We start from the raw sequence: 5758 nt of genomic DNA on the forward strand, positions 1-5758 counted from the left end.
AATATCTTTTTGCCTTGAACGTCTACATAGCTATCTAATTTTTGAGAGGCTTCAGAAAAATGGAGTATTACTAGAAAATGCAATTGGATTTCATACGGTTATAAGTGATACACCAAGCATTAGTTTAACAAAATGTTAAATTTTAATTTGATTAATCCCTAAAACCGATGAAAACCATTAGCAATTAACAACACCAGATCGATTTATTTATTAGTCAAATCAAGAAAAAACAACAGATTTAAAAGTACGATTGCCGCACACCTAATTGTGCCAAATTTGAAATTAAATTTCAGCAAAACTTATATTGAATTTGAGCGCAATATTGATGAGCTAATGGCTTACCGGGTGGAAATAAATTATGTTACAGAATATCCATCCATGCTCGGTGTAGCATCCTGTAGGTAGTTTCGGTGAATTGGACTACCTCTGGAGCAACCAGAGCTTACATAGTGGTTGTAGAGCGCTTTGATCTAAACAATAATCCATAAGGAAGAAAAATGTCAGACTTGCAGAAAATAGCGATTAGTCCTAGTTCAAGTAAAACAGAAGCACCTTATTCAATTCGAAATTAAACTGCATAAACGTCGCGTTTTTAATTAAATTAGCGTGGAAAGATTTATTTCGTTAGCCGAAACGTTGCATAGGTCTGCATCGGCCTTACACATGGGAGTAAAGCCACATAAAAGGCTTTACTCCCGCGCCAAGCAACATTCTTTACACTGATACAAACTCAACTTAAAGGCAGATTACAAGGCGGAAATTTGAGCAGTAGTCATTCCCAACATATTCAACTGACTTGTGGTCATCGCACCAATTTGAGTGTCGTCCAAAGCTTTAAGCTGTGTAGTTGACATTGCAGCAAATTCAGTAGGCTTCAAGTTTTGGACCTGGCTGGTAGTCAATGCTGCAATAGCTGCAGTGCTGATTGCAGCCACCTGTTCATCTTGGAGCAAACGAAGTTGATCAGTTCCAATTACCTTGATGTCATCCGTTGCAATGGCCGTGATCTGCGCTGGTGTTAGGGCTTTGATCTGGCTTGTCGTAATAGCATTGACTTGTGCTGTCGTCAGGGCCACGATACCAGCAGTAGATATAGCTTCAATCTGACTGTTGGTCATCTTCACCAAATCTGCCGTTTCAATCGCAGCAATCTGAGCAGTCGTCATCACAGTCACTTGCTCCGCTGTCAGCTTACTGATCTGGGTTGTTGACAATGCTGCAACAGCCGCTGTTGACAAGGCCACCACCTGCGCACTGGTCAACGAACTCAACTGAGACGCTGTCAGCTGCTCAATCTGACCAGAGGCTACCGCTGTCAACGCATTGATACCGGCAGTGCTGATAGAAGCAATTTGCTCATTGGTCAGCTTAGAGATATCTGCAGTTTCAATCGCAGCCACTTGTGCTGTGGTCATCACTGCCACTTGCTCTGCCGTCAGCTTGCTGATTTGGGCAGTGGTCAAGGCCACCACTTGGTCTGTGGTCAAGGCTTTCACACCTGCCGTGGTGATGGATTGCAGCGCCGTGTTGTTCAGGGCTTGGATGTCAGCGGTTTGAATCGCCACGATCTGCGCCGTGGTCATGGCAGTCACTTGATCGCCTGTCAATTTGTTCACCTGCGCCGTGGTCAAGGCTGGCACTTGGTCAGCCGTGGTCAAGGACACAATTTGCGCCGTGGTCAAGTTGGCCACTTGGGTAGGCGTCAAGCTGCTGATTTGATCGGTGCTCAAGTTGCGCACCGCTGCTGTGGTCAGGGCTTGCACTTGGGCATTGGTCAAGTTTTGCAGATCGGCCGTCTCCAGTGCTTGCGCCTGGGCAACAGACAACACACCCACTTGTGCTTCGGTCAGCTTGCTGATTTGCGCTGTCGTGAAGGCACTCACTTGTTCAATCAACAACGCTTTCACACCATCGGTGGTGATGCCTTGGATCTGCGCCGCTGTCAGCTGCTGCAGATCATCCGTCGCAATCGTCTTGATTTGCGCCGTGGTCATCGCACCCACTTGCTCTGCTGTCAACTTGCTGATTTGAGCCGTTGTGAATGAGTCAATTTGATCAGCCGTCAACACCGCCACCTGAGACGTAGTCAAGTTGGCCAACTGTGTGGCTGTGAGCTTGCTGATTTGCTCGGTCAACATGCCCTTCACCGCCGTGGTGGTCAAGGCTTGTACTTGCGAGTTGGTCATCTGCTGCACCGCGGTGGTGGTGATGGCTTGCACTTGAGCAGCACTCAACACACCCACTTGTGCTTCAGTCAGCTTGCTGATCTGCACACTGGTCAAAGCGGTCATTTGATCAACCGTCAACGCTTTGGCAGCCGTGGTGGTGATGGCCTGCAGCTGCGCCGCTGTCATCTGTTGCAAATCAGCTGTTTCTATGTTCCTAATTTGCGACGACGTCAGGGTGCCCACTTGCGTTTCGGTCAGCTTGCTGATCTGTGCGGTGGTCAAACCAGCCAATTGGTCAGCAGTCAACACAGACACTTGGGCTGTGGTCAACGACGCCAGTTGTGCCGTCGTGATCTTGCTCAGCTGATCCACACTCATGCCTTTGACGGCCGTGGTGGTCAAAGCCGCCATTTGGTCATTGGTCAACAGAGCCAAGTCAGCGGTTTCAATGGCTTGCACTTGCGAAGCAGACAACACACCCACTTGCGCCACGGTCAAATCATTGATTTGAGAAGTGGTCAACGCCGTCACTTGGTCTGCCGACAGGGCTTTCACACCCGCCGTGGTGATAGCTTGCAACTGAGCGGCCGTCAAGTTGACGAGGTCAGCCGTTTCAATGGCCTTGATCTGAGCCGTGGTCATCTTGTCGATTTGCGTCTCAGTCAGTTTGCTGATTTGCGCTGTGGTCAAGCTCTCAATTTGGCTGGCCGTCAAGCTCACCACTTGGTCGGTGCTCAAAGCAGCCAACTGTTTGGTGGTCAGGCTAGCCACTTGATCCAGGGCCAAGCCCTTGATGCCTGTGGTGGTGATGGCCTGAATTTGTGTTTCAGTCAAAGCACGCAATGAGTCAGAGGCCAGCGCCTGCAGCTGTGTCACGCTCAGCTTGCTCACCTGGGTGTCCAGCAAGTTCGAGATTTGCGCGGTGGTGATCACTGCCATTTGGTCCACCGTCAAAGCCTTGATGCCGTCGGTCGTGATGGCTTGCAGCTGAGCCGCTGTCAAGGCTTTCACATCATCGGTGGCAATCACCTTGATTTGTGCCGTGGTCATGGCGGTGAGCTGGTTTTCGGTCAACTTGCTCACTTGGGCTGTGGTCAAGCCGACGATTTGGTCAGCCGTCAACGCTATGGCTTGTGCCGTGGTCAATGCCGCAACTTGTGCAGTAGTAAAGGCGCTCACCTGTTCCACCAACATGGCTTTGAGGCCTGCTGTGGTGATGGCCTGCACTTGCTCATTGGTCAATTTCTGCAAATCTGCCGTTTCAATGGCTTGCAGCTGCGCGTTGCTCAGCACATTGATTTGGCCTGTGCTCAGCTTGCTGATTTGAGCCGTGGTCAAGGCAGTGAACGATTCGGCCATCATGGCTTTGATGCCGTCGATGGTGATGGCCTGCAATTGGTCTTCAGCCGTCAGCTGCACCAAGTCTGCAGTCTCTAAAGACTTCACTTGCGCAGTGGTCAAACCAGCCACTTGGGTAGCCGTCAACTTGCCAAACTGAGCCGTGGTCAAGCTGTTGAGCTGGTCTACCGTCAAGTTGGCCACTTGTGCGGTGGTCATGGCTGCCAGTTGCGCCGTCTTCAGCGTGCTGATTTGGTCAGTGGTCAAACCTTTCACAGCGGCAGATGTGATGGAGGCCACTTGGTCATTGCTCAGCTGCTGCATATTGGCCGTGGTCAAGGCAGCCACTTGGGCAGAACCCAAAGCAGCCATTTGGCCCAGTGTCAGTTTGCCGATTTGCGCTGAGCCAATATTGGCCAACTGGTCGATCGACATCGCAGCCACTGCGGCGGTGGTGATGACTTGCAATTGTGCTTCGGTCAGCTTGACCAAGTCGGCCGTTTCAATGGCTTTGACTTGGGCCGTGGTCATGGCAGCCATTTGAGTTTCGGTCAGCTTGCTGATTTGAGCCGTGGTCAAGGCAGCCACATCACGTGTTTCCATCGCAGCCACTTGCGCTGTGGTCATGACAGCCAATTGGTCGCTGGTGATGGCGGCGACTTGGGTCGTCGTCAAGCCCACCACTTGGTCAGTGGTCAGTTTGGCCACTTGGTCCAGACTCAGCGCAGCAATCTGCTGGGTGCCCATGCCGCTCACCTGCAAGGTGGACAACTTTGACACTGCGGCTGTGGTCAACGCATTCACAGCGGCCGTGCTCAAGCCTGCCAAGTCCGCGGTTTGTAGGGCAGTGGCCTGCGCCGTGCTCAGCACTGCAGCAGAGTCAGCACTCAACTTAGCCGCTTGGTCGGTGGTCAAGGCCACCATTTGGTCAGTGGTCAAGGCCGCCGTTTGTGCCGTGGTCAAAGCGCTGATGGCAGCGGTGGTCAAGGCAGCAAAATCAGCCGTTTCAATGGCTTTGATTTGTGCCGTGGTCATCGCTTGCACTTGGTCGCTGCTCAAGACCGCTGCTTGCGCTGTGGTCAAAGCAGCCACTTGGGCAGTTGAGAGCTTAGCCACTTGGTCGATGGTCAAGCCAGCCACTTGCGCCGTGGTGAGCTTGCTCATTTGCGCATCGGTCAACCCAGCCAGTGCAGCCGTGGTGATGGCGGCAATCGCAGCGGTGCTCACTTGGGCCAAGTCAGCTGTTTGCAGCGCCCCCACTTGGGCGGAGCTCAACGAGCTCAGCGCATCGGTGCTCAGCTTGGCCGCTTGGTCTGTGGTCAAGGCCACCAGTTGGTCCGTTGTCAGCTTGGTCGCTTGGTCAACTGTCAAAGCTGCAATCGCAGAAGTACCCAAGGCTGCAAAGTCAGCGGTTTCGAGCTTGCTCAACTGTGCCGTGCTCATCGAGGTCACTTGCGCGCTGGTCAAAACTGCAGCTTGTGCAGTTGTCAAGGCCACCACAGCGTTTGTGGTCAAGGCTTGTATTTGATCTGTGGTCAGTTTGGCCACATTCGCCGCAGCGATAGCCTTGATTTGATCGGTCGTCATCTTGGCCACTTGTTCAGTGGTCAAGGTGCTGATTTGATCTGTCGTCAACGCCGCCACATTGGCTGTGCTGAGAGCCGCCGTTTGGGCGGTGGTCAAGGCTGACAGCTGGGCTGTACCCAACTTGCTGGCTTGAGCCGTCGTCAAACCACTGATGGAAGCCGTGGCAATAGCTGCGACTTGTTCAGCCGTCAGCTTGTTCAGATCGGCTGTTTCCAGCGCACCCACTTGGGCACTGGTCAACGCAGCCACTTGGCCTGTGGTCAGCTTGTCCATTTGCGCTGTTGTCAACGCCACCACTTGGTCGGTGGTCAAGGCAGCCACGCCAGCGGTGCTGAGCGCAGCCACTTGCACCGAGGTCAAGGCAGCGACATCAGCCACTTCAATGGCTCGGGCTTGTGCGGTGGTCAACGCCGCCACTTGGTCTGTCGTCAAGCTCACGGTTTGGGCCGTGGTCAAGGCCGCCACGCTGGCTGTTGTCATCGAAGCCAATTGGCCTGTCGTCAACGCTGCCACCTGGGCTGTGCCCAAGTTGCTCACTTGGGTCGTGCTCAAACCACGCAACGAGGCGGTGGTGATGGCACCCACTTGGTCAGACGTCAGCTTGTTCAGGTCGGCTGTTTCCAGCGCACCCACTTGGGCACTGGTCAACGCAGCCACTTGGCCTG

General features: G+C 53.0%; 1 protein-coding gene. It reads right to left on the reverse strand.

Going from position 1 to position 5758, the window contains the following annotated elements:
* Nucleotides 1-746: 746 nt before the first annotated feature.
* Nucleotides 747-5758 (reverse strand): beta strand repeat-containing protein (locus tag V7Q41_RS05725; RefSeq protein WP_442918807.1); only part of this gene is annotated, 5012 nt, incomplete at its 5' end.

The organism is Limnohabitans sp., from assembly GCF_036804465.1.
Classification (GTDB): Bacteria; Pseudomonadota; Gammaproteobacteria; order Burkholderiales; family Burkholderiaceae_C; genus Limnohabitans.